Here is a 25,248-nt window from a genome sequence, read left to right on the forward strand (position 1 = left end):
GCGTATTGCTACGCATTGATTATTCACTAAGAACGTAGTGTAGCCGCAAAATCGAGCATACGGTTAAGCGGCAGCAGCGCGCCTTCTCGCAGCGCGGCATCAACGTGGATTTCATGCTCCGCGCCACCGTTTTCCAGGCTGTCAGCGATCGCTTTCAGACCGTTCATCGCCATCCACGGGCAGTGCGCGCAGCTGCGGCACGTTGCTCCCTCACCTGCGGTAGGCGCTTCCAGCAACTCTTTTTCTGGCACGGCGTGCTGCATTTTATAAAAGATACCGCGGTCGGTCGCGACGATAAGTTGCTTATTCGGCAGTGTTTTTGCGGCTGCGATAAGCTGGCTGGTTGAGCCGACAGCATCGGCCAGATTCACGACTGCCTGCGGCGATTCAGGATGCACGAGGATGGCAGCATCAGGATAGAGCGCTTTCATGCGCGTCAGCGCCTGCGTTTTGAATTCATCATGCACGATGCACGCGCCCTGCCAGCACAGCACATCCGCGCCGGTCTGTTTTTGTACATAGTTACCGAGATGGCGATCCGGCGCCCAGATAATTTTCTCGCCAAGGCTGTCGAGATGCTCAATTAACTCTACCGCGATGCTTGAGGTCACAACCCAGTCGGCACGCGCTTTCACAGCCGCAGAGGTGTTAGCGTAAACCACCACAGTGCGATCCGGGTGCGCGTCACAAAAGGCGCTGAACTCCTCGATCGGGCAACCGAGATCAAGCGAGCATTCCGCATGCAATGTCGGCATCAGGATGGTTTTTTCCGGGCTGAGGATTTTGGCCGTTTCCCCCATAAAACGTACGCCTGCTACCAGCAGCGTTGAGGCGGAATGTCTGGCACCAAAACGCGCCATCTCCAGCGAATCAGAGATACAACCGCCCGTCTCTTCCGCCAGTTGCTGAATTTCCGGGTCGGTATAGTAGTGCGCAACCATCACCGCATCTCGCTCTTTGAGCAAGCGCTTGATTTTCTCGCGGTAAAACTGCTTCTCATGCAGGTTTAGCGGTGTGGGTTTGGGCGGGAACGGATAGATTGCGGTTTCAGGATCAAACATTACGCTCATCATGCTTACTCGTTTTGCTTGCTTAACTTAATTACCAGAACAACGCAAATGCGTGACGTCATTAGCGCACCGGTGTTTTATATACTAAACAAGATAGCTGATTGGACAAAAAATGTCGTGGGGAATTTGTGTGGAATAGCAGAAAGCAAAAAAGCGCCGCCAGCGCCATTTTTATATTGGTGGGTCGTGCAGGATGACTCGCTTCGCTCACCCTTCGGGCCGTCGCCGCAAGCGGCTCCGTTGTCTCACTGCGTTCGAACCGAACCTGCTGCAGATTCGAATCTTTAAATAGGGCAGATAGCAAAAAAGCGCCTTTAGGGCGCTTTTTTACATTGGTGGGTCGTGCAGGATTCGAACCTGCGACCAATTGATTAAAAGTCAACTGCTCTACCAACTGAGCTAACGACCCCTTTCAGGATTGTACTTCGAAGTTAACCGGCGCCAATGTGATGTTAAATTGGTGGGTCGTGCAGGATTCGAACCTGCGACCAATTGATTAAAAGTCAACTGCTCTACCAACTGAGCTAACGACCCATACGGGTAGCGACTTCGAAGATAATTTTATTGTGACCACATTAAGTGGTTGATCGTGCTGGATGGCTCGCTTTTAGCCGAATGCTGCTGACGCAACGTTATCCTTCACGTTTAACACCATCGCAGGATGTTAAATTGGTGGGTCGTGCAGGATTCGAACCTGCGACCAATTGATTAAAAGTCAACTGCTCTACCAACTGAGCTAACGACCCGAGTGGTGGGTGATGACGGGATCGAACCGCCGACCCCCTCCTTGTAAGGGAGGTGCTCTCCCAGCTGAGCTAATCACCCGATACTGCGCTGGATACTACTTTAAGTGGTGGGTCGTGCAGGATTCGAACCTGCGACCAATTGATTAAAAGTCAACTGCTCTACCAACTGAGCTAACGACCCACTTTTGCGCTGCTTCTGGTTGTGCGATATCCCTTGGCAACGGCGGCATATATTACTGATTTAAGAATTGAGCGCAACAACAATTTCGATGAATATCACTTAACTGCTTATGATTCATGCGACAAGACCAGAAAAAGCTCGATTTCTGGTCATGTGCTATGCATTACATCGAACCAAGACGTTTTTGCGCTTGTTTCGCGCCTTCGGTGCCAGGGTATTTACTGACCACCTGCTGGTAAACCGCCTTCGCTTTTGCTGTATCTCCTTTGTCTTGCATAATCACACCGACTTTGTACATAGCATCTGGCGCTTTAGGCGACTTTGGGAAATTTTTCACAACAGAAGCGAAATAATAAGCAGCATCGTCTTTTTTACCCTTGTTGTAATTCAACTGACCGAGCCAGTAGTTGGCATTCGGGATGTAGGTTGAATCAGGATACTTTTTGACGAAATTCTGGAATGCGGCGATCGCTTCATCCTGGTGGGATTTATCCTGTACCAACGCAACCGCAGCATTGTAATCGGTATTGGCATCACCGCTTTGTACGGGCGCGCCAGTGTTTGCCGCCCCCGTGTTGTCACCAGAATCCGCTACCGGAGTCTGCGTTGCCGCACCGCTCTGATCGCCGGACGTCTGCTGCGTCTGCCCCGTCGCACCGCCACTGCTAAGATTGCCTATCTGCTGCAAAATTTGCTGTTGGCGTTCAACCACCTGGTTCAGTTGATACTGATTTTCCTGGATTTGCCCACGAAGCGTATCAATATCGGCCTGATTATCGGAAAGTTGTTGCTGGAGTTGAGTTAAAAGCTGGCTGTGAGCATTGGAAATACGCTCGAGTTGAGTGACACGGTCTTCGACCGAGCCTGAGCCGACACTACTGATTGGCGCCTGAGCATTAGCGGCCCAGGGGGCCGCTATGCCAACCAGTAACGACAGACTCAACAGATGATGTCTGAAGTTACTGCTCATGCAATTCTCTTAGTAAACCAGTACGGCGCGACGGTTTTTAGCGTAAGCCGCTTCGTCGTGACCCAGTACTGCAGGTTTTTCTTTACCGTAAGAAACGATGGAGATCTGGTCAGCGGAAACGCCTTTACCCTGCAGGTACATTTTAACGGCGTTAGCACGACGTTCGCCCAGGGAGATGTTGTATTCCGGAGTACCACGTTCGTCAGCGTGACCTTCAACGGTAACTTTGTAGGACGGGTTGCTACGCAGGAAGTTAGCGTGAGCATCCAGCATCGCTGCGAAGTCAGAACGGATGTCATACTTGTCCAGATCGAAGTAAACAATGTTGTTCTGCTGCAGCTGTTGCATTTGCAGACGCGCTTGTTCTTCGGAGGACATGTTGCCACTACCGTTCATGCCAGTGCCAGCACCCATCATGCCTTCGCCGCTCTGGTCGCTTGCATTCTTGTGAGAAGAACATGCAGCGATCGCCATTACAGGCAGAGCCAGCATCAGGCCTTTCAGCACTTTATTCAGTTGCATTTCTTTGATTCCTTTATAATCAATTATTTATTATTACAGATACGGTGACCAGGCAGGGAATTTAACCTGTCCATCAGTCGCCGGAATACGCGCTTTGAAACGCCCATCTGTAGAAACCAGATTCAGCACGGATCCCATCCCCTGAGAAGAGCTGTAGATTACCATTGTGCCGTTAGGTGCCAGACTTGGCGTTTCATCCAGGAACGTTGACGTCAGAACCTGTACGCCACCCGCTTCCAGATCTTGTTTAGCGATGTGCTGCTGACCACCGTCAGAGCTAACCATCACCATAAATTTGCCGTCGCTGCTGATATCTGCGTCCTGGTTCTGCGAACCCTGCCAGGAGATACGCTGTGCTGCGCCGCCATTAATGCCTACTTTATAAACCTGCGGACGCCCAGCCTGGTCAGAGGTGAAAGCCAGAGTCTGACTATCCGGGAACCAGGTTGGCTCCGTGTTGTTGCTGCGACCATCGGTGACCTGGCGGATCTGGCCAGAGCCGATGTCCATGACGTAAATGTTCAGGCTACCGGTTTTCGACAGTGCGAACGCCAGTTTAGAACCATCCGGTGAGAACGCCGGTGCGCCGTTGTGACGCGGGAACGAAGCAACCTGGCGAACACTGCCGTTAGCCAATGTCTGGATAACCAGTGCAGAACGGCCGCTTTCAAAGGTAACGTATGCCAGTTTGGAGCCATCTGGTGACCATGCCGGAGACATCAGCGGCTGCGGAGATTTATGCACCAGGAACTGGTTGTAACCGTCATAGTCGGAAACGCGCAGTTCATACGGGAACTGGCTGTTAGCCGTCTGCACAACATAAGCGATACGGGTACGGAACGCGCCTTTAATGCCGGTCAGTTTCTGGAATACTTCGTCACTGGCAGCGTGAGCGGCGTAACGCAGCCACTGTTTGTTCACTTTAAAGGAATTTTGTGCCAGAACGGTTCCCGGTGCGCCACCGGTATCCACCAGTTGGTAAGCGACATTGTAGCTGCCGTCAGGATTCGGGGTCACCTGGCCGACAACCACTGCGTCAATGCCCAGTGCTGACCATGCAGCGGGCTGCACTTCCTGAGCGCTGCCAGGCTGCTGCGGCAGACGTGAACGGTCAAGTGGATTGAATTTGCCGCTGTTGCGCAGATCCGCAGCAACGATACCGCCAGCATCCTCAGGCGCAGCGCCAGGGCCACCCCACTGGAAAGGCACGACGCCGATCGGGCGCGCCGAGTCCACCCCCTGGGTGATCTCGATACGTACTTCTGCGTGCAGCACAGCTGCCCACAGCATCAGAAAACCAAATGCAACACGTAATGCCTGCTTCATCATATCTCCCTTATCCGGGCGGAAAACCCGCGATAATTTAGCAGAATTTTAACAAACTCAATAAGACAAAACTACACGCGTCAGGACACCCTCTGCACGATCTCCCCCGCAGATTGCGAAGGAAAGTGTACCTTAAGGTTTAAAGTCCAGCGGCGCATTTTTGAACACTTCATATACAGCCTGGCTTGGCGGTTTCGGCATTTTTGCCTGTCTGGCTGCAGCAAGCGCAGCCTGGCAAAGCGCCGGATCGCCACCTTCCGACTGAATATCTAACAGCATACCGTCTGGTGCCAGTTTGACACGTAACGTACAGGTTTTCCCCGCATAAGAGGAGGCGTCATAGAAGCGGCTTTCGATAGCCGATTTAATCTGCCCTGCATAGTTATTAATGTCTGCACCGGACGCGCCATTGTTCTTAGTGTTACCAGAACCAGCGGGAGCTGCATTATTCCCTTTCGCTCCACCACCCGTTTTCGGTGCATTCTTACCGGAGCTTAAATCGCCAAACAGATCGTCAACGCCAGCGGCATCCGCTTTCTCTGCTGCGGCTTTCTTGGCTGCTGCGGCCTTCTCTGCAGCCGCTTTTTTGTCGGCTGCCGCTTTTGCCGCTGCGGCTTTCTTCTCAGCGGCCGCTTTTTCAGCCACTGCTTTCTCGGCAGCTGCTTTTTCAGCGGCGGCCTTCTCGGCTGCTGCGGCTTTCTCCGCTGCCGCTTTTTCGGCGGCGGCTTGTTTAGCCGCTTCAGCCTGCGCTTTCTTCGCGGCTTCGGCTTCGGCTTTTTTCTTCGCATCGGCAGCCGCTTTGGCCGCTTCGGCCTCGGCTTTTTTCTGTGCGTCTGCGGCAGCTTTAGCGGCTTCGGCTTCCGCTTTTTTCTGCGCGTCAGCAGCGGCTTTCTTCGCCGCTTCTTCCGCTGCTTTTGCCTGCGCATCCGCTTTTGCTTTTGCGTCAGCTGCGGCTTTCGCGGCAGCCTCTTCAGCTTGTTTCTGCTGCTGTTGAGCCTGTTTTGCCGCCTCTTCCGCTTTTTTCTGCTGTTCAGCCTGTTCGCGCGCCGCTTCCTGCGCCTGCAAACGCTCCTGCTCCAGCTGTTTTAAATGCTCCTGTTCGGCAGCTTGCTTTTCACGCAGCTCTTCCGCTTGCTGTTGCGCCTGTTTTTCACGCTGCTCTTTAGCGCGCTGCGCACTAGCTTGCTGCTGCTGTTGGCGATTGTAATTTTCCACCACAGCGCCTGGATCGACCATTACCGCATCAATCGCAGAGCCACCGCCACCGCCTGAAGAAGCATCAATATGCTCATCAAACGAGCTCCAGATCAGCAGCGCTACAAGAATTACATGCAGCACAGCTGAAATGATTATTGCTCGCTTAAGCTTGTCGTTTTGTACGGTTGCCTTTGACACTCTCGGTTCCCAAAAACTGTCCGCCTGTTAAGCCGGTGATCAGATAGGCTGCGTCATCAAGCCAACTGATTTCACACCCGCGCTATGTAACAGGTTCAGCGCTTTAATGATTTCATCGTACGGCACATCTTTCGCCCCGCCGATTAAGAACACGGTTTTCGGATTGGATTGCAGGCGACGCTGCGCCTCCGCAATCACCTGCTCCGGCGGCAGTTGATCCATACGATCTTTTTCCACCACCACGCTGTACTGTCCGACACCGGAAACCTCAATAATGACCGGAGGATCGTCATTGGTGCTGACGGTTTGCGACTGTGTCGCATCCGGCAGATCAACCTCTACGCTTTGCGTAATGATCGGTGCCGTCGCCATAAAGATCAGCAGCAGCACCAACAACACGTCCAGCAACGGTACGATGTTGATTTCAGACTTGAGGTCACGACGGCCCCGTCCACGCGATCTGGCCATGGCTTACTCCTTGTTGCTGTCGCTGCTGGCAAATGCCTGGCGATGCAGAATAGCCGTGAACTCTTCCATAAAGTTGTCGTAATTCAGTTCCAGTTTGTTCACGCGCTGGTTCAGTCGGTTGTAAGCCATAACCGCTGGAATGGCAGCAAACAGACCGATAGCTGTTGCGATCAACGCTTCGGCGATACCTGGCGCAACCATTTGCAACGTCGCCTGCTTCACCGCACCCAGCGCGATAAAGGCGTGCATGATCCCCCATACCGTACCGAACAGGCCGATATACGGGCTGATAGAACCGACGGTCCCAAGGAAAGGAATATGGTTTTCCAGCGTTTCCAGCTCGCGGTTCATCGAAATACGCATCGCCCTTGATGCCCCTTCAACAATCGCTTCTGGCGCATGACTGTTAGCGCGGTGCAGGCGGGCAAACTCTTTGAAACCGCTATAAAAGATTTGTTCCGAGCCGCTTAGATTATCGCGGCGTCCCTGGCTTTCCTGATACAAACGAGACAGTTCGATGCCGGACCAAAACTTGTCTTCGAAGGCTTCTGCTTCGCGCCCTGCTGCGTTGAGGATGCGCGTTCTCTGGATGATGATTGCCCAGGATGCGATAGAAAAACCAATCAAAATCAACATGATAAGTTTGACCAGAAGGCTAGCCTTCAGGAACAAATCAAGGATGTTCATGTCAGTCACTGCTTAAACTCCGCGACAATAGACTTGGGAAGCGCACGAGGCTTCATTAAGAGTGGATCAACACAGACAATCAGCACTTCAGCTTCGTTCAGCACTTTATTCTCTGCGTTGACAATCCGCTGCGAGAAAACCATCGAGGTTCCGCGCATTGATGTAACTTCCGTTTGGACTTCGAGCATGTCGTCGAGTCTGGCGGGTGCAAAATACTCCAGCGTCATTTTGCGTACCACGAATGCAACGCGCTCAGCCAACAAAACCTGTTGGCTAAAGTGATGGTGGCGCAGCATCTCAGTGCGGGCTCTTTCATAAAAAGCAACGTAGCTGGCGTGGTAAACCATGCCACCGGCATCGGTATCTTCGTAATAAACCCGAACCGGCCATCGAAACAGCGTTGTATTCACTTTACATCCCGGTAATGCAAAAAAAGTTAGAGCTTTTAAACTTCGCTACTATACGCGCGGGCAAGATGCTTTGGAATGGGTTGAGGTAAACGGAGAGTAAAAATTTATGGGCTTTTGCAAGCCCATGAGGATAACGGATATTTCTTATTCAAAAGAAGAAAAAAACAAGCCCCGCAAGCATGACCAGAAAAGCGACTGGCGGACAGAAAAAACCCTGCCAATGAATTGCGCGCGGGCGAAAGCCGACACCGTGAACCACACCGGCACACACCGCCCACATTAATAACAGCCCGTGCCAAATCTCCAGCTCGCTGGTTTTAGCCGCGAAACGGGAGGGATCCCAGAAGATACAGCCCGCCAGCAGTAATGCCATGATTAAGGAAAGGGCCCTTAACGGGCCCTTATCCATTACCGCATACAGTTTTGCGATAATTTTATCCATCAGTGTTCTTCTTTCCCGGCTTTGGTCGCTTCAACATGTTCCAGCGCCAACGCGGTAATCACTCCGAAAGCACAGGCAAGAAGCGTTCCTAAAATCCATGCGAAATACCACATATTCTGCTCCTTACTTAGTACATAGAGTGGGTATTGCTTTCAATGTGCTCTTTGGTGATGCGACCAAACATTTTCCAGTAACACCAGGTGGTGTACAGCAAAATGATCGGCACAAAGACCAGCGCCACATACGTCATCAGGTTCAGCGTCAGCTGAGTCGATGTTGCATCCCACATGGTCAGGCTTGCTTTCAGCATAGTGCTTGACGGCATGATGAACGGGAACATCGCGATACCAGCAGTCAGGATGATGCACGCCAGCGTCAGTGAAGAGAACACGAACGCCCACGCGGCTTTATCCAGACGCGCCGTCAGCACGGTCAGCAGTGGCAACACTACGCCCAGCGCCGGCACCAGCCACAGCACAGGCATGTTGTTGAAGTTAGTCAGCCATGCACCCGCCTGAACCGCTACTTCTTTAGTCAACGGGTTAGACGCAGCATGATGATCCATAACGGAAGTCACCACGTAACCGTCGATACCGTAAACCACCCACACGCCAGCCAGTGCGAAGCAAACCAGCGTAACCAACGCAGCAATCTGCACCGTGGCACGAGCACGCAGATGCAGTTCGCCGACGGTGCGCATTTGCAGGTAAGTCGCGCCCTGAGTCAGGATCATCGCCACGCTTACCACGCCCGCCAACAGACCAAACGGGTTCAGTAACTGGAAGAAGTTACCGGTGTAGAACAAACGCATATCGTTATCGAGGTGGAACGGCACGCCCTGCAACAGATTGCCGAATGCCACACCAATCACCAACGGCGGAACAAAGCTGCCGATGAAGATGCCCCAGTCCCACATGCCGCGCCAGCGCATATCTTCAATCTTCGAGCGGTAGTCAAAACCCACCGGACGGAAGAACAGTGAAGCCAGCACCAGGATCATCGCCACATAAAAACCGGAGAACGCGGCGGCGTAAACCATCGGCCAGGCGGCAAACAGCGCGCCACCAGCGGTGATCAGCCAAACCTGGTTACCGTCCCAGTGCGGCGCGATGGAGTTAATCATCACGCGGCGTTCGGTGTCACTACGACCCAGCACGCGGGTAAGCATACCCACGCCCATGTCGAAGCCGTCGGTGACCGCAAAACCAATCAGCAAAATGCCAACCAGCAGCCACCAGATAAAACGTAATATTTCATAATCAATCATTTGACGACTCCTGTCTTAGCGTGCCGGCTGAGAAGCCACGGTGGACTGCTCGTAGTGATAGCGACCTGTTTTCAGACTGCTCGGCCCAAGGCGAGCAAATTTGAACATCAGGAACACTTCCGCCACCATAAACAGCGTATAAAGGCCGCAAATCAGAATCATGGAGAACAGCAGATCGCCAACGGTCAGCGATGAGTTCGCAACTGCGGTCGGCAGCACTTCACCAATCGCCCAAGGCTGACGGCCGTACTCTGCAACAAACCAGCCCGCTTCAATAGCAATCCACGGCAGCGGGATGCCATACAGCGCAGCACGCAGCAGCCATTTTTTCTCACCGATGCGGTTACGAATCACGGTCCAGAAAGAGGCACCGATAATCAGCAGCATCAGCACGCCAGCGGCCACCATCAAGCGGAACGCGAAGTACAGCGGTGCAACGCGTGGGATGGAGTCTTTAGTCGCTTGCTTGATCTGCGCTTCTGTCGCGTCTGCCACGTTCGGCGTATAGCGTTTCAGCAGCAGGCCATAACCAAGATCTTTTTTGATGTTATTGAACTGGTCACGAATGGCCTGATCGGTAGAGCCTGCGCGCAGTTGCTCCAGCAACTGATACGCTTTCATACCGTTACGGATGCGCTCTTCGTGCTGCACCATCAGATCTTTAAGACCAATGACCGGCGTATCAACAGAACGGGTGGCGATGATGCCCAGCGCGTATGGGATCTGGATAGCAAATTTGTTCTCTTGCTTATCCTGGTCCGGTACGCCAAACAGGGTAAACGCCGCCGGTGCAGGCTGAGTTTCCCATTCGGCTTCAATCGCAGCCAGTTTGGTTTTTTGCACGTCGCCCATTTCGTAGCCGGATTCATCACCCAGCACGATAACAGACAGCACCGCAGCCATACCGAAGCTGGCAGCGATAGCAAAAGAGCGTTTAGCAAAGGCGATGTCGCGCCCGCGCAGCAGGTAGTAGGAGCTGATGCCAAGGATAAAGATCGCACCACAGGTGTAACCAGACGCCACAGTGTGAACGAATTTCACCTGTGCAACCGGGTTAAGCACCAGCTCAGCGAAGCTCACCATCTCCATGCGCATGGTTTCAAAGTTGAAATCAGAAGCAATCGGGTTTTGCATCCAGCCGTTTGCGACCAGAATCCACAGTGCGGACAAGTTGGAGCCAAGAGCCACCAGCCAGGTCACTGCCATGTGCTGTACTTTGCCCAGACGATCCCAACCGAAGAAAAACAGACCTACAAACGTAGACTCGAGGAAGAAGGCCATCAGACCTTCAATGGCCAGCGGCGCACCGAAGATATCCCCAACATAATGGGAATAGTAAGACCAGTTAGTCCCGAACTGGAACTCCATCGTCAGACCGGTAGCCACGCCCAGTGCGAAGTTGATACCAAACAACTTGCCCCAGAACTTGGTCATATCTTTATAAATCTGTTTGCCGGAGAGGACGTAGACCGTTTCCATAATTGCCAGCAGGAACGCCATACCGAGCGTCAGTGGCACAAACAGAAAATGGTACATCGCGGTCAAGGCAAACTGTAAGCGCGACAGTTCGACTATATCTAACATTATGACTCCTTGCTCATCGCATGAAGACTCCGAGAGTAAACCCCGTTAGCGAAGGTTCACACGCATGCCCCAATACAAAATTGCTGCACTGTTTTATTCACATCACATAAAGCGTGACAATGAATGAAAAAAGTTACAACCAGGTTAATAAAAAACTCGAATTGATCTCACGCATATATTACTCCGCAAAACCCTTACAATAAAAAGGTTTTTATTGAGTTAGTTTTACGTTTTTCGACAGTGATCAATTTATAGCGAATTTACCACTTTTGCACCAATTTGATCGGCGACAATTTAACGATTTTCAACATCTTTTCCAAGCTTTTAAATATTGATTTAAATCAATTTTATTCAGCATTGTTAATTTTGTATCCGGTGTATAACTGCAGTAAAAACATTGTTAACAGCATGTTCATTTTAACGCTATCAATGGTTATCAATCGGCGAGTAACGATAAATAATGGCGACTTTATTTAACGTTTAGCATTCATCTAAAAAATGAGACACACGTTACATCTAAAGAGGGACGTAAAATTAAAGCGGGTGATTATCTTGTTTATTTTACAATTATTTCACTTCCGCGATTATCATACTTAACACCGCGCAGTGATTATTCGTTATATTTTCTGGCACGCTAATACCCTTTTATTTTATGGGTTATTACTGACAAGCATCCAGCGCCGGGTCGCGCCCCAGACGATAAGCGCCAGCAACGTCACTGTTGCGCCAAGTAAGCAAACACCCTGCCAGCCGAAAACAGCGTAAACCGCCGTCGTTGTCATCGCACCCAACCCGCTGCCGAGGGCGTAAAACAGCATATACAACGCCACCAGTCTGCCGTGCTGAGATGCGTCGGTACGCAAAATCAGGCTCTGATTGGTGACATGTAGCGCCTGACCGCCAAGATCGAGCAAAATAACGCCAAAAATAAACAACAACAGAGAGTGTTGTAGCTGTGACAGTGGCCACCAGGCCAGCAGCAACAAAAAAAGCGCCAGCAAACTTGTGCGCTGCGCATTGCCACGATCCGCTTCGCGCCCGGCTTTTGCCGCCACCAGCGCGCCCGCAACACCCGCCAGGGCAAACAAGCCAATAGCCGTATGGGAGAAACCAAACGGTGCCGCGCTTAACGGCAACACCATTGCGCTCCAGAAAATGTTAAAAGCGGCAAACATCAACAACGCCAATACGCCGCGGACTTGCAGTACGCGATCTGTGCGTAACAGCCCCAGCATTGAGGCCATCAAACGTAACCAGCTGACAGAAATCATCGCGCTACCCATCACAGGTAACCGCCGCCAGAGCAGCAGCAATAACACCATCATCAGCAATGCTGAAACGCCATAAACCGCGCGCCAACCCGCTAAATCGCTAATAACACCAGCAAAAACTCGTGCTAATAGCAGGCCGATAAAAACGCCGCCTTGCGCCGCACCCACTACCCTGCCCCGCTCTTGTTCGTTAGCGATGCTGGCCGCACTGGCAATCAATCCTTGTGTCATCGCCGTGCCCAGTAACCCCGTCGCCAGCATACCCACAAGCAACACAGTTGCCGATTGCGCCAGCGCGACAACGGCGAGCGCAACCACTAACACCAGCAACTGCACCAACAATAACCTGCGTCGCTCAACAACATCGCCCAATGGTACCAACAACAATAAGGCCAGCGCCGATCCCACTTGTGTGGCCGTCACCACGCCGCCGACAGCCGCCTGGCTGATAGCAAAGCTCTGCGCCAGTGCATCCAGCAACGGCTGCGCATAATAGACATTCGCCACACATAAACCGCTGGCGACCGCAAACAGTGCGATTAAAGCGCGCGGTGTCGCCTGTGTATTTTTATTCATAGCAGCAACCTGGTTGCAAAACGAAACTGGTTGAAGCGTAGACAATCCAGTTTTAAAATGCAACCAAAATCCTTAACCGGAGATTCACCATGCCACTGAATACTCAACCTTGCCCCGTCGCACGTTCTGTCGATTTGATTGGCGATCGCTGGGCACTCCTTATCGTGCGTGACGCTTTTGATGGTGCGCGCCGTTTTGGCGATTTTCAGCGTGGCCTTGGCGTGGCGCGCAATATTCTTACCGACAGACTACGCAAACTGGTGGAAGCGGGTATTTTCACCACGCAGCCGGCATCAGACGGCACGGCGTATCAGGAGTATGTGCTGACAAAAAGAGGTGAGTCGTTGTTTCCGGTCGTCGTGGCGCTGCGCCAGTGGGGCGAACAGCATCTTTTCGCGCCGAACGAACCGCATTCCGTGTTGATTGATAGCCAAAGCGGCGAAGCTATTGCGCCGATGCAACCGCAGGCGGCAGACGGGCGTATCCTGAGTGCGGCAAACACGCAGGTACGTAAACTGCAGCCATAAAAAAGGCCGCTACGGGAGCGGCCAACCATGTCGAAAGGATACTTGCTCCCCTACATGGAGGAGCAATGAGGTTTTATTTAATAACAGATTTCAGCGCTTCGCCAATGTCGGCCAGGCTGCGCACGGTTTTCACGCCTGCAGCTTCCAGAGCAGCGAATTTCTCGTCCGCAGTGCCTTTACCACCGGCAATGATGGCGCCAGCGTGGCCCATACGTTTGCCTTTTGGCGCGGTCACGCCAGCGATATAACCCACCACCGGTTTGGTCACGTGATCTTTGATATACGCCGCCGCTTCTTCTTCCGCGCTGCCGCCGATCTCACCGATCATGACAATCGCTTCGGTCTGCGGGTCTTCCTGGAACAGTTTCAGGATATCGATAAAGTTTGAACCCGGGATCGGGTCACCGCCGATGCCCACGCAGGTGGACTGGCCGAAACCGTAATCCGTGGTCTGTTTAACCGCTTCATAGGTCAGCGTACCGGAACGGGAAACAATACCAACTTTACCAGGCTGATGAATGTGGCCTGGCATGATACCGATTTTGCACTCGCCAGGGGTGATAACACCCGGGCAGTTCGGGCCAATCATGCGCACGCCAGCTTCGTCCAGCTTCACTTTCACCGTCAGCATATCCAGCGTCGGAATACCTTCAGTAATGGTGATAATCAGTTTAATGCCCGCGTCGATAGCTTCAAGGATCGAGTCTTTGCAGAACGGTGCCGGAACATAGATAACGGTAGCCGTCGCGCCAGTCGCTTCAACCGCTTCGCGCACGGTGTTAAAAACTGGCAGACCGAGGTGCGTGGTGCCGCCTTTGCCCGGCGTAACGCCGCCAACCATCTGCGTACCATAGGCAATTGCCTGCTCGGAGTGGAAAGTCCCCTGGCTTCCGGTGAAGCCCTGGCAGATAACTTTGGTGTTCTTATCAATCAAAACAGACATTATTTCCCCTCCACTGCGGCAACAACCTGCTGTGCTGCATCCGTCAGACTTTTCGCTGCAATAATATTCAGGCCGCTGTCTGCCAGGCGTTTCGCGCCCAGTTCAGCATTGTTACCTTCCAGGCGCACAACCACCGGTACGTTAACACCCACTTCTTCTACCGCGCCGATGATACCGTCAGCGATCAGGTCGCAACGCACGATACCGCCGAAGATGTTAACCAGCACCGCTTTCACGTTTTCATCGGAAAGGATAATTTTGAACGCTTCGGTCACGCGCTCTTTGGTCGCACCGCCGCCCACATCCAGGAAGTTTGCCGGTTCGCCACCGTGCAGTTTCACGATGTCCATGGTGCCCATCGCCAGACCTGCGCCGTTGACCATACAACCGATGTTGCCATCCAGCGCAACATAGTTCAGCTCCCAGTGTGCTGCCTGCGCTTCGCGCGGATCTTCCTGCGACTGGTCGCGCATTTCGCGCAGTTCCGGCTGGCGGAACAGGGCGTTGCCGTCAGCGCCCAGTTTGCCGTCGAGGCAGATCAGATCGCCCTGTTTGGTGATAACCAGCGGGTTGATTTCAATCAGCGCCAGATCGCGCTCAAGGAAAATGGTCGCAAGTCCCATGAAAATTTTGGTGAATTGCTGAACCTGCTTGCCTTCCAGACCCAGTTTGAATGCCAGGTCGCGTCCCTGATACGGCATCGGGCCGGTCAGCGGGTCGATGGTGGTTTTGTGGATCAGGTGCGGGGTCTCTTCCGCCACTTTTTCAATTTCCACGCCACCTTCGGTAGAAGCCATGAACACGACACGGCGAGAACTACGGTCAACCACCGCGCCCAGATACAGCTCTTTGTCGATATCGGTCGCCGCTTCAACCAGGATCTGGTTTACCGGCTGGCCGTTCGCGTCTGTTTGGTAGGTCACCAGGCGTTTGCCCAGCCAGTTTTCCGCGAAGGCGCGAATATCTTCTTTGCTGTTGACGACTTTTACGCCGCCCGCTTTACCACGGCCGCCTGCATGGACCTGGCATTTTACCACCCACGGGCCTGCGCCGATTTTGGATGCCGCTTCTTCTGCTTCACGCGGGGTAGTACAGGCGTAACCAACCGGAGTCGGCAGACCTGACCGGGCAAACAGTTGTTTCGCCTGATACTCGTGTAAGTTCATGTGTTCTATCCATCCTTCATTTAATTTGTCACGCCGGATGACGGCCTACAAAGCAGGTGTTCGTTATAGTGGCCCGGCAACTGACGCCGCCGGGCTAAGGACACTAGACGTCCAGCAGCAAGCGAGTCGGATCTTCCAGCAGCTCTTTGATGGCTACCAAGAAACCAACAGATTCGCGACCGTCAATCAGACGGTGGTCGTAAGAGAGCGCCAGGTACATCATCGGCAGGATCTCGACCTTGCCATCAACCGCCATCGGGCGATCTTTAATGGCGTGCATGCCGAGGATCGCACTCTGCGGCGGGTTGATAATCGGTGTAGACATCAGCGAACCGAACACACCACCGTTGGTGATAGTGAAGTTACCGCCGGTCAGATCGTCAACGGTCAGTTTGCCATCACGGCCTTTAACCGCCAGCTCTTTGATTTTCTTCTCGATATCAGCCATGCCCAGCGTATCGACATCGCGCAGCACCGGTGTAACCAGACCACGCGGCGTGGAAACCGCCATGCTGACATCAAAGTAGTTGTGGTAAACCACGTCATCGCCATCGATGGACGCGTTCACTTCCGGATAGCGTTTCAGCGCTTCAACCACGGCTTTCACGTAGAAAGACATAAAGCCCAGGCGGATACCGTGACGTTTTTCAAAGGCATCACCGTACTGCTTACGCAGATCCATAATCGGCTTCATGTTGACTTCGTTGAACGTGGTCAGCATGGCGGTGGAGTTTTTCGCTTCCAGTAGACGCTCAGCAACGCGTTTACGCAGACGGGTCATCGGCACGCGTTTTTCGGTGCGGCCAGCCAGCGGTGCCACCGGGGCGCTCGCCGGAGCAGCAGCCGGTTTCTCTTCTTTCACCGGCGCTTTCGCCAGATGTTTCTCAACATCTTCACGCGTGATACGACCACCGACGCCCGTGCCTTTGATAGCGCTGGCTTCAAGGTTGTGCTCAGCCAGCAGGCGACGGATCGCCGGGCTCAGGGCGTCATTGTTTTGCTCTTCCAGCGAGGCCTGCTGGCGCTGTGCCGGCGTGGACTCTTTCTCTTCAGATTTGGCGCTGCTCTCTTTACCAGAGCTGTTGCCCTCTTTCAGGCGACCAAGGATCTGCCGGGAAGTCACAGTGGTGCCTTCATCCTCCAGCACCGCGTCCAGAATACCGTCTGCCGACGCCGGTACTTCCAGTACCACTTTGTCAGTTTCGATTTCGACCAACACTTCGTCGCGTCGTACGCTATCGCCTGGTTTTTTGTGCCAGGTCGCAACGGTCGCGTCAGCAACGGACTCGGGCAGATCGGGAACAAGAATATCTACGCTACTCATTATTTATCCTTTAATTAATCGACGTTCAGCGCGTCATTTACCAGATCTTGTTGCTGTTTCTGGTGAACGGACAGGTATCCCACCGCCGGAGAGGCGGAGGCCGGGCGACCTGCATAACGCAGAGCGGCCCCAAACGGAATCACATCACGGAAATGATGCTGGCTGCAGTACCATGCGCCCTGGTTAAGCGGCTCTTCCTGGCACCAGACAAAATCATGTACGTGAGCGTAAGGTTTCAGCGCTTCCTGCACCGACTGGTGCGGGAACGGGTAAAGCTGTTCAATACGCACAATCGCGACATCTTTCTGGTCGTTTTTACGACGCTGTTCCAGCAGATCATAATAGACCTTACCAGAGCACAGGATCACGCGCTTAACGCCTTGCGGATCAAGATCATCCACTTCGCCAATCGCTGGCATAAAGGTGCCGTTCGCCAGCTCATCGAGCGTGGAAACCGCCTGCGGATGACGCAGCAGCGACTTCGGCGACATCACCACCAGCGGGCGACGCATACCGCGCAGTGCCTGGCGACGCAGCATGTGGTAAACCTGTGCTGGCGTAGACGGCACGCAAACCTGCATATTTTGTTCAGCACACAGTTGCAGATAACGCTCCAGACGCGCGGAGGAGTGCTCCGGGCCTTGCCCTTCATAGCCGTGCGGCAGCAGCATCACCAGGCCGCACATACGGCCCCATTTCTGCTCGCCGGAGCTGATGAACTGGTCGATAACTACTTGCGCGCCGTTGGCGAAATCACCGAACTGCGCTTCCCAGATGGTCAGCGTGCGCGGCTCTGCCGTGGCATAACCATATTCAAAGGCCAGTACCGCTTCTTCAGAGAGCACGGAGTCCCATACGCGGAACGCCCCCTGTGAATTGTGTACATGGCTCAGCGGCGTATAGGTGGAACCGTTCGCCTGGTTGTGGATCACCGCATGGCGATGGAAGAAGGTGCCGCGGCCGGAGTCTTCACCGGACAAACGCACCGGGATCCCTTCATCCACCAGCGTGGCATACGCCAGCGTTTCTGCGCCGCCCCAGTCGAACAATTTCTCGCCGCTCGCCATCAACTGGCGGTCGCCGTAAATTTTCGCCACGCGGGACTGCATTTCGATGGCTTCCGGCACCGTACTGATGCGTTTTGCCAGCTCCTGTAAGCGCTTCATTTCCACCTTGTTCGGGTAGCTCTCATCCCACTCGTGGTTGAGGTACGGCGACCAGGTAAAGGAGTGCATATTCATCGGACGCCATTCGGCGACCACACACTCACCCGCATCCAGCGCATCGCGGTACAGGTTGACCATTTCGGTGGCATCTTCCAGCGTAATGGTTTTTTCCTGCTCCAGACGATCGGCATAGATTTTGCGCGGCGTCGGGTGTTTTTTGATTTTCTGGTACATCAGCGGCTGGGTTGCGCTCGGCTCGTCGGCTTCGTTATGGCCATGACGGCGGTAGCACACCAAGTCGATAAAGACATCGCGTTTGAAAGTGTTACGGAAATCGAGCGCCAGGCGAGTGACGAACGCCACCGCTTCCGGATCGTCCGCATTCACGTGGAAAATCGGCGCCTGCACCATTTTACCGATGTCGGTACAGTACGGCGTAGAGCGTGCATCCAGCGGGTTCGATGTGGTGAAGCCCACCTGGTTGTTAATGACGATACGCACCGTGCCACCCACTTCGTAGCCGCGTGCTTTCGACATGTTCAGGGTCTCCTGCACCACGCCCTGCCCCGCCACAGCGGCGTCGCCATGAATGGTGATTGGCAGCACTTTATTGCTGCTCGGTTCGTCAAGGCGGTCAAGACGCGCACGAACGGAACCGATAACCACCGGGCTGACAATCTCGAGGTGTGACGGGTTGAACGCCAGCGCCAGGTGAACCAGGCCGCCTTCCGTTTCCACGTCGGACGAGAAGCCCATGTGATATTTCACGTCGCCGGTGCCAAGGTGTTCTTTATGTTTACCGGCGAATTCGTCGAACAGATCCTGCGGCTGTTTACCCAGCACGTTAACCAGTACGTTCAGACGTCCGCGGTGCGCCATACCCAGCACCACTTCGCGAGTACCGCTCTTGCCCGCGTGGCGGATCATCTCTTTAAGCATCGGCACCAGCGCATCCCCGCCTTCCAGCGAGAAGCGTTTCGCTCCGGGGAATTTCGCGCCCAGATAACGTTCAAGACCTTCTGCAGCCGTCAGCTCAGCCAGGAAGCGTTTTTTCTCTTCACTGCTAAAGCTTGACTTGCCCGTTGCGGACTCAATACGTTGCTGGATCCAGCGTTTCTCTTCGGTGCTGGTGATATGCATATATTCCGCACCGATCGAACCGCAATAGGTCTCTTTCAGTGCGTTAATCAATTCGCCCAGCGGCATGGTGTCTTTGCCAATCGCAAAAGAACCCACGTTAAAGCTGTTCTGGAAATCGGCTTCCGTCAGATCGTGGTAAGCCGGATCGAGATCGGCAACCCTTTCTTGCTGCCACAATCCCAGCGGATCGAGGTTCGCATGTTGGTGACCACGAAAACGGTATGCGTTGATAAGTTGCAGGACTTTAACCTGCTTTACATTGGTGTCGGGGTCGGAAATAGAGGAAGAGTAACGTGAAGCATCTTTCGCCAGCTGACGGAAATAATCACGCGTCTTGGAGTGGAACTGATCCGGTTTGACTCCGGTGCCCGGTAACTGCTGGAACATAGATCGCCAGTTTGCATCTACCGAGTCAGGATCGGTTAAGAAGTCTTCATAGAGCTGTTCTATCCAGCTCTGGTTAGACCCAGAGAGGTAAGAAGAGTCCAGCCAGGCTTTCATTGCGCCGTTCTGCATCGTGATCCCTTAAGCATTGTTATGCTTACTTCGCCGTGGATAACTACGACGTACACCCGTTAGCGCACGTCCCAGGGTTCACTTGCGGGCTCTTGGTGGCCCGCGAAGGAACCTTTAAAAACTGCCTAATCTTCGCTGTCCGGGCTGCGACTGCATTGGCTGCCTTTGCTTACCCTGGTCACATAGTTGACTATGCTCCCAGCGATGCGCTCAGTTGCCGCCTTGTCTCGCACCAGACATCTCGATTATGTCTACTGTGGCGGTTTTTAAAGGTTTCCTGCTTCCTTGTTACCCGGCGGCGCTAACGCTACCGGGCAAAAAAAACATCACTATTAATGTAGGCCGGATACGCGTCAGCGCCATCCGGCACTGACATTTATGCGCTTCGTTGCAACAACATCGACTTAATATGGCCGATGGCGCGCGTCGGGTTCAGACCTTTCGGGCATACACTGACGCAGTTCATAATGCTGTGGCAGCGGAATACGCTGAAAGCATCGCTTAAACCTTCCAGACGGTTATCGGTTTCCGTATCGCGGCTGTCGATCAGGAAACGGTACGCCGCCAGCAGGCCAGCCGGACCGATAAATTTGTCCGGGTTCCACCAGAACGACGGGCAAGATGTCGAGCAGCAGGCGCAGAGAATACATTCATAGAGACCGTCGAGTTTTTCACGCTGGTCAGGTGACTGTAAGTGCTCTCTTGCTGGCGGATTTTGCCCATTATTCAATAAGTAAGGCTTAATCTTCTCATATTGGGCATAGAATTGTCCCATGTCCACCACCAAATCGCGGATCACCGGCAGGCCAGGCAGAGGACGAATCACAATCTTCTGTTTGCCATTGCCGAGTGCGGAAATCGGGGTGATACACGCCAGACCGTTCTTGCCGTTCATGTTCAAACCATCGGAACCACACACCCCTTCACGGCAGGAGCGGCGGAACGACAGCGTAGGATCTTTTTCTTTCAGCTGCATTAACGCATCCAGCAGCATCATGTCACGCCCTTCTTCGCCTTCCAGGGTGTAATCCTGCATGCGCGGCGCGTCATCAACGTCCGGGTTATAGCGATAAATCGAAAATTCGAGTTTCATAATCCTGTCTCCGCATTAATAAGTACGAATCTTCGGCGGGAATGCCGGACGCAGTTTCGGCTCCATATTGACGCTGCGACGCGTCATGGACTCCGTTTCTGGCAGATACAGGGAATGGCACAGCCAGTTTGCGTCGTCACGATCCGGATAGTCGAAGCGGCTATGCGCGCCACGGCTCTCAGTACGGAAGTTTGCGGAGACCGCCGTTGCATACGCGGTTTCCATCAAGTTATCCAGCTCCAGGCACTCAACGCGCTGGGTGTTAAACTCGGTGGACGTATCGTCCAGACGGGCGTTTTTCAAACGCTCGCGGATCACTTTCAATTGCTCAAGCCCTTTCGCCATCGCATCACCTTCACGGAAGACCGAGAAGTTATGCTGCATACACTCTTGCAGCGCTTTACGAATGGTGACCGGATCTTCGCCGTTGCGGTTGTTGTTCCAGCGGTTGAGGCGCTCAAGTGACGCTTCAACATCAGACTCGCTGGCGTCGCGCAGTGCGCCCTGCTCGGCGATCGATTCTTGTAAATGCAGACCTGCCGCACGACCAAACACCACCAGATCCAGCAGCGAGTTACCGCCCAGACGGTTGGCGCCGTGTACCGATACGCAGGCAATTTCACCCACTGCGAACAGACCCGGAATGACGACATCTTCGCCCTTCTCGTTCACCGTCAGCGCCTGGCCAGTTACTTTGGTCGGAATACCGCCCATCATATAGTGGCAAGTCGGGATGACCGGGATCGGCTCTTTCACCGGATCGACGTGCGCGAAGGTGCGCGACAGTTCAAGGATCCCCGGCAGGCGCGATTCCAGCACCTCTTTACCCAGGTGATCGAGTTTCAGTTTCGCGTGCGGACCCCACGGGCCGTCGCAGCCGCGACCTTCACGGATTTCGATCATGATGGAACGCGCCACCACATCACGACCCGCAAGGTCTTTGGCGTTTGGCGCATAACGCTCCATAAAGCGCTCGCCATGTTTGTTCAGCAGGTAACCGCCTTCCCCACGGCAACCTTCCGTTACCAGTACACCCGCGCCAGCAATACCGGTCGGGTGGAACTGCCACATTTCCATATCCTGCACCGGTACACCTGCGCGCAGCGCCATGCCAACGCCGTCGCCGGTATTGATATGTGCGTTGGTGGTGGACTGGTAAATACGGCCTGCGCCGCCGGTCGCCAGCACGGTTGCTCGCGCTTTGAAGTAGACCACTTCACCGGTTTCAATGCACAGTGCGGTACAACCCACCACCGCGCCATCCTGGTTTTTCACCAGATCCAGCGCGTACCACTCGGAAAAAATCGTCGTGTGGTTTTTCAGGTTTTGCTGATAAAGAGTGTGCAACAGCGCATGACCGGTACGGTCCGCTGCGGCTGCCGTGCGCGCCGCCTGTTCGCCGCCGAAGTTTTTCGACTGGCCGCCAAACGGGCGTTGATAGATACGGCCATCATCCAGACGGGAGAACGGCAGACCCATATGTTCCAGCTCAAGAATCGCTTCCGGGCCGGTTTTACACATATATTCAATGGCATCCTGGTCACCGATGTAATCGGAACCTTTTACCGTGTCATACATGTGCCATTCCCAGTTATCTTCATGGGTATTACCCAGCGCAACGGTAATGCCGCCTTGCGCAGATACGGTGTGAGAACGGGTTGGAAAGACTTTAGAGAGCAGCGCACAGGTTTGCCCGCTCTGGGAAATTTGCAGCGCCGCGCGCATACCTGCGCCACCGGCACCAATGACAACAGCATCAAATTCTCTGACTGGCAGTTTCATTACACACCCCACACCACAACGAATCCATAAATCACGTAAACCGCAAGTGCAATGACGATAGCCAGTTGCAGCACCAGGCGCACAGCCAGCGATTTAACGTAGTCGGTCAACACCTGCCACATGCCAATCCAGGCATGGATCAGAATCGAAAACAGCGCCAGCAGCGTGAAGACTTTCGTGAAAGCGGAGGAGAAAAACTCAGTCCACACCACCCAGGTCAGATCGCCGTGTGTGGCAAAAAAACCGACCATATAGATGATGTATAACGTCAGGACGATGGCAGTAGCACGGACAAGAATAAAATCATGTACGCCGTTGCGTCCTAATGCGGAGGCGTTGCTTACCATACGAGGACTCCTGCGAGAATTGAAAGCACGACAGTGATTGCAAAAGAGAGATTAGCGGAACGCTTTCCTGCTTCGAAGGTTTCTTCCAGCCAGCCAAAATCCATTAACATATGGCGAATACCGCCCACAGCGTGATAAGCCAGCGCTGTCAGGATGCCCCAGAAAATGAATTTAACGAAAAAGCTGCTCATGATGGCAGAGGCGGTCAGGAAGCCCTCTTCGGATGACAGCGACAGGCCCAATAACCACAGCAGAATGCCAACCGCCACGAAAGTAATGACGCCGGAAACGCGGTGGAGAATGGAAGCTATAGCCGTAACAGGAAACCGAATTGTTGTCAGATCCAGATTGACAGGTCTTTGTTTTTTAACATTTTTTATCATGAATAACGCCCACATGCTATTCTTATAGTTTCCTTCCTCCGGTCTGCGTGCGGGTCAGACAGCGTCCTTTTCTATAACTGCTCGTCATGCAAAAAATTAGCTTCCAGATGCTAAACGACAGGTTACAACGCTGGGTGGCTCGGGATTGCAGGGGTATTCCGGAGACCTGGCGGCAGTATAGGTCGTTCACAAAATCATTACAATTAACCTACATATAGTTTGTCGGGTTTTATGCAGAACAGTGACCCCCATCACGATAACAACATTCTTTTAAATTTTAATCATCTGATTTGACAAAAGTTAAACATTCTTGTTACAAACTACGCCGGAAAGGGCTTATAATTCGCAAAAGTTATGGGGTCTTACTTTCACCTGAGAATAAGTTATGTAACAGTGTGATGGTATTGACCGATGTAATCAGGACAGTTATTAGTGATATACAGGTTTGATAAATTCGGACTGCTAAGACGCTGATTTGCTGTTTTTTCACTGTGTTTTCAATGTGTACTTGCACGCGCCCATCGCTCTGTACCCTGGTACCTCCTCTCAACAGAGCTGCGAGCTAAATAACAAACTGGTAACGTTGACGGGCAGTTGAATGCAAATCCGGTGACTGGCGGTCTTAAGCAATAAGGCGCTAAGGAGACCGTAAATGGCTGATAAGAAAGCAACCATCACCTACAATGGTGACGCTGCTATTGAACTGGATGTGCTAAAAGGCACGCTCGGTCAGGATGTGATTGATATCCGTAGTCTCGGTTCAAAAGGGGTATTCACTTTTGACCCAGGTTTTACCTCTACCGCATCATGCGAATCGAAAATCACCTTTATCGACGGTGACGAAGGTATTCTGCTGCACCGTGGTTTCCCTATCGACCAACTGGCGACCGAATCCAACTATCTGGAAGTCTGCTACATTCTGCTGTACGGCGAAAAGCCAACGCAGGAGCAGTTTGACGAGTTCAAACTGACCGTAACACGCCATACGATGATTCATGAGCAGATCACCCGTCTGTTCCACGGTTTCCGTCGCGACTCGCACCCAATGGCGGTGCTGTGCGGTGTGACTGGCGCGCTGGCGGCGTTCTACCACGATTCACTGGACGTTAACAATCCGCGTCACCGTGAGATTGCCGCGTTCCGCCTGCTGTCGAAAATGCCGACCGTCGCGGCGATGTGTTACAAATATTCCATTGGTCAGCCGTTCGTCTACCCGCAGAATAATCTCTCTTACGCTGGTAACTTCCTGCACATGATGTTCTCCACGCCGTGTGAACCGTATGAAGTGAACCCGGTGTTGGAACGCGCAATGGACCGTATTCTGATCCTGCACGCCGACCATGAACAAAACGCTTCCACCTCCACCGTGCGTACCGCGGGCTCTTCTGGCGCGAATCCGTTCGCCTGCATCGCCGCAGGTATCGCTTCACTGTGGGGACCGGCACACGGCGGCGCCAACGAAGCTGCGCTGAAGATGCTGGAAGAGATCAGCACCGTGAAACACATTCCGGAATTCCTGCGCCGCGCCAAAGACAAAAACGATTCGTTCCGTCTGATGGGCTTCGGTCACCGTGTCTACAAAAACTATGACCCGCGCGCAACCGTGATGCGTGAAACCTGCCACGAAGTGCTGCGTGAGCTGGGCACCAAAGATGATCTGCTGGAAGTGGCGATGGAGCTTGAGCACATTGCGCTCAACGATCCGTACTTTATCGAACGTAAGCTCTACCCGAACGTCGATTTCTACTCCGGTATTATCCTGAAAGCGATGGGTATTCCGTCGTCTATGTTTACCGTTATCTTCGCGATGGCGCGTACTGTGGGCTGGATTGCACACTGGAACGAAATGCACGACGATGGCATCAAAATTGCCCGTCCGCGCCAGCTGTACACCGGTTACGAAAAACGCGAGTTCAGCTCCGATCTGAAAAAAGATTGATAGCCAA

The 25,248-nt window shown here is 53.3% G+C and carries 24 protein-coding genes, 5 tRNA genes and 1 other RNA gene; 3 read left to right on the forward strand and 27 right to left on the reverse strand.

All coding sequences use genetic code 11. From position 1 onward, the window contains the following. Window positions 1–26 precede the first annotated feature (26 nt). From nadA to C813_RS39050, 19 genes are all read right to left on the reverse strand, one after another. On the reverse strand, window positions 27–1,070 hold the full coding sequence (nadA, locus tag C813_RS38960; protein WP_025263686.1) for a quinolinate synthase NadA: 1,044 nt from the start codon (window positions 1,068–1,070) through the stop codon (window positions 27–29). A gap of 177 nt (window positions 1,071–1,247) precedes the next feature. Continuing rightward, window positions 1,248–1,370, reverse strand: a non-coding RNA gene (locus C813_RS38965) — RtT sRNA. 33 nt (window positions 1,371–1,403) lie between these two features. Beyond that, window positions 1,404–1,479: transfer RNA gene (locus tag C813_RS38970), tRNA-Lys, on the reverse strand. Window positions 1,480–1,528: 49 nt separating this feature from the next. Then, a tRNA-Lys gene (locus tag C813_RS38975) sits at window positions 1,529–1,604 on the reverse strand. Window positions 1,605–1,740: 136 nt separating this feature from the next. Beyond that, window positions 1,741–1,816: transfer RNA gene (locus C813_RS38980), tRNA-Lys, on the reverse strand. Between the two features lie 3 nt (window positions 1,817–1,819). Further along, window positions 1,820–1,895 (reverse strand) — tRNA-Val (locus C813_RS38985). A 26-nt stretch (window positions 1,896–1,921) separates the two neighbouring features. After that, a tRNA-Lys gene (locus tag C813_RS38990) sits at window positions 1,922–1,997 on the reverse strand. A gap of 163 nt (window positions 1,998–2,160) precedes the next feature. Next, window positions 2,161–2,967 (reverse strand): cell division protein CpoB, encoded by an 807-nt coding sequence (cpoB, locus tag C813_RS38995; RefSeq protein WP_017455956.1) that lies wholly within the window; start codon window positions 2,965–2,967, stop codon window positions 2,161–2,163. Between the two features lie 9 nt (window positions 2,968–2,976). Then, a complete protein-coding gene (gene pal, locus C813_RS39000) occupies window positions 2,977–3,489 on the reverse strand; it encodes a peptidoglycan-associated lipoprotein Pal (protein WP_017455955.1) in 513 nt (170 codons plus the stop codon). 33 nt (window positions 3,490–3,522) lie between these two features. Next, a complete protein-coding gene (gene tolB / locus C813_RS39005; RefSeq protein ID WP_017455954.1) occupies window positions 3,523–4,815 on the reverse strand; it encodes a Tol-Pal system beta propeller repeat protein TolB in 1,293 nt (430 codons plus the stop codon). A 132-nt stretch (window positions 4,816–4,947) separates the two neighbouring features. After that, complete coding sequence (gene tolA, locus C813_RS39010; protein WP_017455953.1) at window positions 4,948–6,210, reverse strand: cell envelope integrity protein TolA; 1,263 nt, start codon at window positions 6,208–6,210, stop codon at window positions 4,948–4,950. 39 nt (window positions 6,211–6,249) lie between these two features. Then, on the reverse strand, window positions 6,250–6,678 hold the full coding sequence (gene tolR / locus C813_RS39015) for a colicin uptake protein TolR (RefSeq protein WP_017455952.1): 429 nt from the start codon (window positions 6,676–6,678) through the stop codon (window positions 6,250–6,252). A 3-nt stretch (window positions 6,679–6,681) separates the two neighbouring features. After that, window positions 6,682–7,374 carry a Tol-Pal system protein TolQ gene (gene tolQ / locus C813_RS39020; protein WP_017455951.1) on the reverse strand — a complete coding sequence of 231 codons (693 nt, stop codon included), beginning with the start codon at window positions 7,372–7,374 and terminating at the stop codon, window positions 6,682–6,684. Next, window positions 7,371–7,775 carry a tol-pal system-associated acyl-CoA thioesterase gene (gene ybgC / locus C813_RS39025; RefSeq protein ID WP_017455950.1) on the reverse strand — a complete coding sequence of 135 codons (405 nt, stop codon included), beginning with the start codon at window positions 7,773–7,775 and terminating at the stop codon, window positions 7,371–7,373. Before ybgC ends, tolQ begins: the two co-directional genes overlap by 4 nt. Window positions 7,776–7,923: 148 nt before the next feature. Beyond that, the gene (gene ybgE, locus C813_RS39030; protein WP_017455949.1) at window positions 7,924–8,217 is read right to left on the reverse strand and encodes a cyd operon protein YbgE; all 294 of its coding nucleotides are present in this window, start codon (window positions 8,215–8,217) and stop codon (window positions 7,924–7,926) included. After that, complete coding sequence (gene cydX, locus C813_RS39035) at window positions 8,217–8,330, reverse strand: cytochrome bd-I oxidase subunit CydX (RefSeq protein ID WP_004100325.1); 114 nt, start codon at window positions 8,328–8,330, stop codon at window positions 8,217–8,219. Before cydX ends, ybgE begins: the two co-directional genes overlap by 1 nt. Window positions 8,331–8,344: 14 nt before the next feature. Continuing rightward, window positions 8,345–9,484 carry a cytochrome d ubiquinol oxidase subunit II gene (gene cydB, locus C813_RS39040; protein WP_017455948.1) on the reverse strand — a complete coding sequence of 380 codons (1,140 nt, stop codon included), beginning with the start codon at window positions 9,482–9,484 and terminating at the stop codon, window positions 8,345–8,347. 15 nt (window positions 9,485–9,499) lie between these two features. Then, complete coding sequence (gene cydA / locus C813_RS39045) at window positions 9,500–11,068, reverse strand: cytochrome ubiquinol oxidase subunit I (protein WP_017455947.1); 1,569 nt, start codon at window positions 11,066–11,068, stop codon at window positions 9,500–9,502. A 650-nt stretch (window positions 11,069–11,718) separates the two neighbouring features. Beyond that, the gene (locus tag C813_RS39050) at window positions 11,719–12,915 is read right to left on the reverse strand and encodes an MFS transporter (protein ID WP_017455946.1); all 1,197 of its coding nucleotides are present in this window, start codon (window positions 12,913–12,915) and stop codon (window positions 11,719–11,721) included. An 89-nt stretch (window positions 12,916–13,004) separates the two neighbouring features. On the opposite strand from C813_RS39050, the gene C813_RS39055 reads away from it, so the two are divergent. Beyond that, complete coding sequence (locus C813_RS39055) at window positions 13,005–13,442, forward strand: winged helix-turn-helix transcriptional regulator (RefSeq protein ID WP_017455945.1); 438 nt, start codon at window positions 13,005–13,007, stop codon at window positions 13,440–13,442. 73 nt (window positions 13,443–13,515) lie between these two features. Here C813_RS39055 and sucD read toward each other — a convergent pair whose 3' ends face one another. From sucD to sdhC, 8 genes are all read right to left on the reverse strand, one after another. Next, window positions 13,516–14,385 (reverse strand): succinate--CoA ligase subunit alpha, encoded by an 870-nt coding sequence (gene sucD, locus C813_RS39060; RefSeq protein WP_017455944.1) that lies wholly within the window; start codon window positions 14,383–14,385, stop codon window positions 13,516–13,518. Next, window positions 14,385–15,551, reverse strand: a complete 1,167-nt coding sequence (sucC, locus tag C813_RS39065) for an ADP-forming succinate--CoA ligase subunit beta (RefSeq protein WP_017455943.1) — start codon at window positions 15,549–15,551, stop codon at window positions 14,385–14,387. The genes sucD and sucC overlap by 1 nt, the downstream gene beginning before the upstream one ends. 103 nt (window positions 15,552–15,654) lie before the next feature. Further along, window positions 15,655–16,875 carry a 2-oxoglutarate dehydrogenase complex dihydrolipoyllysine-residue succinyltransferase gene (odhB, locus tag C813_RS39070; protein ID WP_017455942.1) on the reverse strand — a complete coding sequence of 407 codons (1,221 nt, stop codon included), beginning with the start codon at window positions 16,873–16,875 and terminating at the stop codon, window positions 15,655–15,657. A 14-nt stretch (window positions 16,876–16,889) separates the two neighbouring features. After that, window positions 16,890–19,697 carry a 2-oxoglutarate dehydrogenase E1 component gene (sucA, locus tag C813_RS39075; RefSeq protein ID WP_017455941.1) on the reverse strand — a complete coding sequence of 936 codons (2,808 nt, stop codon included), beginning with the start codon at window positions 19,695–19,697 and terminating at the stop codon, window positions 16,890–16,892. A 376-nt stretch (window positions 19,698–20,073) separates the two neighbouring features. Then, window positions 20,074–20,790 (reverse strand): succinate dehydrogenase iron-sulfur subunit, encoded by a 717-nt coding sequence (locus C813_RS39080; protein WP_017455940.1) that lies wholly within the window; start codon window positions 20,788–20,790, stop codon window positions 20,074–20,076. A gap of 15 nt (window positions 20,791–20,805) precedes the next feature. Continuing rightward, window positions 20,806–22,572, reverse strand: coding sequence for a succinate dehydrogenase flavoprotein subunit (gene sdhA, locus C813_RS39085; RefSeq protein WP_017455939.1), 1,767 nt, complete (start codon window positions 22,570–22,572; stop codon window positions 20,806–20,808). After that, window positions 22,572–22,919 (reverse strand): succinate dehydrogenase membrane anchor subunit, encoded by a 348-nt coding sequence (gene sdhD / locus C813_RS39090; RefSeq protein WP_017455938.1) that lies wholly within the window; start codon window positions 22,917–22,919, stop codon window positions 22,572–22,574. The genes sdhA and sdhD overlap by 1 nt, the downstream gene beginning before the upstream one ends. Then, complete coding sequence (gene sdhC, locus C813_RS39095; protein WP_017455937.1) at window positions 22,913–23,317, reverse strand: succinate dehydrogenase cytochrome b556 subunit; 405 nt, start codon at window positions 23,315–23,317, stop codon at window positions 22,913–22,915. Before sdhC ends, sdhD begins: the two co-directional genes overlap by 7 nt. Window positions 23,318–23,592: 275 nt before the next feature. Here sdhC and C813_RS47750 point away from each other — a divergent pair, with 275 nt between their 5' ends. Beyond that, window positions 23,593–23,751, forward strand: coding sequence for a hypothetical protein (locus C813_RS47750; protein ID WP_425284205.1), 159 nt, complete (start codon window positions 23,593–23,595; stop codon window positions 23,749–23,751). A 203-nt stretch (window positions 23,752–23,954) separates the two neighbouring features. Next, window positions 23,955–25,241 (forward strand): citrate synthase, encoded by a 1,287-nt coding sequence (locus tag C813_RS39100; protein ID WP_017455936.1) that lies wholly within the window; start codon window positions 23,955–23,957, stop codon window positions 25,239–25,241. The last annotated feature ends 7 nt before the right edge of the window (window positions 25,242–25,248 follow it).

It is taken from the genome of Kosakonia sacchari SP1, assembly GCF_000300455.3.
In the GTDB taxonomy this organism is placed as follows: Bacteria; Pseudomonadota; Gammaproteobacteria; order Enterobacterales; family Enterobacteriaceae; genus Kosakonia; species Kosakonia sacchari.

What these genes read in the sequence shown, in the direction of transcription:
- nadA (WP_025263686.1), bottom strand. Translation starts at nt 1,070, where the DNA reads ATGAGCGTAATGTTTGATCCTGAAACCGCAATCTATCCGTTCCCGCCC.
- cpoB (WP_017455956.1), bottom strand. Translation starts at nt 2,967, where the DNA reads ATGAGCAGTAACTTCAGACATCATCTGTTGAGTCTGTCGTTACTGGTT.
- pal (WP_017455955.1), bottom strand. Translation starts at nt 3,489, where the DNA reads ATGCAACTGAATAAAGTGCTGAAAGGCCTGATGCTGGCTCTGCCTGTA.
- tolB (WP_017455954.1), bottom strand. Translation starts at nt 4,815, where the DNA reads ATGAAGCAGGCATTACGTGTTGCATTTGGTTTTCTGATGCTGTGGGCA.
- tolR (WP_017455952.1), bottom strand. Translation starts at nt 6,678, where the DNA reads ATGGCCAGATCGCGTGGACGGGGCCGTCGTGACCTCAAGTCTGAAATC.
- ybgE (WP_017455949.1), bottom strand. Translation starts at nt 8,217, where the DNA reads ATGGATAAAATTATCGCAAAACTGTATGCGGTAATGGATAAGGGCCCG.
- cydX (WP_004100325.1), bottom strand. Translation starts at nt 8,330, where the DNA reads ATGTGGTATTTCGCATGGATTTTAGGAACGCTTCTTGCCTGTGCTTTC.
- cydB (WP_017455948.1), bottom strand. Translation starts at nt 9,484, where the DNA reads ATGATTGATTATGAAATATTACGTTTTATCTGGTGGCTGCTGGTTGGC.
- cydA (WP_017455947.1), bottom strand. Translation starts at nt 11,068, where the DNA reads ATGTTAGATATAGTCGAACTGTCGCGCTTACAGTTTGCCTTGACCGCG.
- C813_RS39050 (WP_017455946.1), bottom strand. Translation starts at nt 12,915, where the DNA reads ATGAATAAAAATACACAGGCGACACCGCGCGCTTTAATCGCACTGTTT.
- C813_RS39055 (WP_017455945.1), top strand. Translation starts at nt 13,005, where the DNA reads ATGCCACTGAATACTCAACCTTGCCCCGTCGCACGTTCTGTCGATTTG.
- sucD (WP_017455944.1), bottom strand. Translation starts at nt 14,385, where the DNA reads ATGTCTGTTTTGATTGATAAGAACACCAAAGTTATCTGCCAGGGCTTC.
- sucC (WP_017455943.1), bottom strand. Translation starts at nt 15,551, where the DNA reads ATGAACTTACACGAGTATCAGGCGAAACAACTGTTTGCCCGGTCAGGT.
- odhB (WP_017455942.1), bottom strand. Translation starts at nt 16,875, where the DNA reads ATGAGTAGCGTAGATATTCTTGTTCCCGATCTGCCCGAGTCCGTTGCT.
- sucA (WP_017455941.1), bottom strand. Translation starts at nt 19,697, where the DNA reads ATGCAGAACGGCGCAATGAAAGCCTGGCTGGACTCTTCTTACCTCTCT.
- C813_RS39080 (WP_017455940.1), bottom strand. Translation starts at nt 20,790, where the DNA reads ATGAAACTCGAATTTTCGATTTATCGCTATAACCCGGACGTTGATGAC.
- sdhA (WP_017455939.1), bottom strand. Translation starts at nt 22,572, where the DNA reads ATGAAACTGCCAGTCAGAGAATTTGATGCTGTTGTCATTGGTGCCGGT.
- sdhD (WP_017455938.1), bottom strand. Translation starts at nt 22,919, where the DNA reads ATGGTAAGCAACGCCTCCGCATTAGGACGCAACGGCGTACATGATTTT.
- sdhC (WP_017455937.1), bottom strand. Translation starts at nt 23,317, where the DNA reads ATGTGGGCGTTATTCATGATAAAAAATGTTAAAAAACAAAGACCTGTC.
- C813_RS39100 (WP_017455936.1), top strand. Translation starts at nt 23,955, where the DNA reads ATGGCTGATAAGAAAGCAACCATCACCTACAATGGTGACGCTGCTATT.